Source organism: Streptococcus oralis (assembly GCF_001578945.1).
In the GTDB taxonomy this organism is placed as follows: domain Bacteria; phylum Bacillota; class Bacilli; order Lactobacillales; family Streptococcaceae; genus Streptococcus; species Streptococcus oralis_Q.
This window is the reverse complement of sequence record NZ_KQ969660.1, coordinates 1-272: the sequence shown is the minus strand read 5'-3', so window position 1 is coordinate 272 and position 272 is coordinate 1. Positions and strand designations below refer to the sequence as shown.

Here is a 272-nt window from a genome sequence, read left to right as displayed (position 1 = left end):
TTATCAAACCAAGCACTTGAAAGGTGGTCAAACAGCCAAGATGAGTTTAGAAGATATTTTAATAGCTACTCTTCAATATCTCCGAGAATATCGCACTTATGAACAGATAGTAGCTGATTCTGATGTGCATAAAAGCAACCTCATTCGTCGCAGTTATTGGGTTGAAGAAGTCTTAGTCCCAAATGGTTTCACAATTGGAAAAACAAACATCAAAGACACCGATACTGTCATCATCTAAAGCTGGTGAAATTTTAGCAGACAGTGGCTATCCG

Annotated in this window: 1 pseudogene; it reads left to right on the top strand. The window is 38.2% G+C overall.

Annotation, left to right across the window (positions count from 1 at the left end):
• A pseudogene (locus SORDD16_RS10270) lies at window positions 1-235 on the top strand (IS5 family transposase); the annotation flags it as partial.
• Window positions 236-272 lie beyond the last annotated feature (37 nt).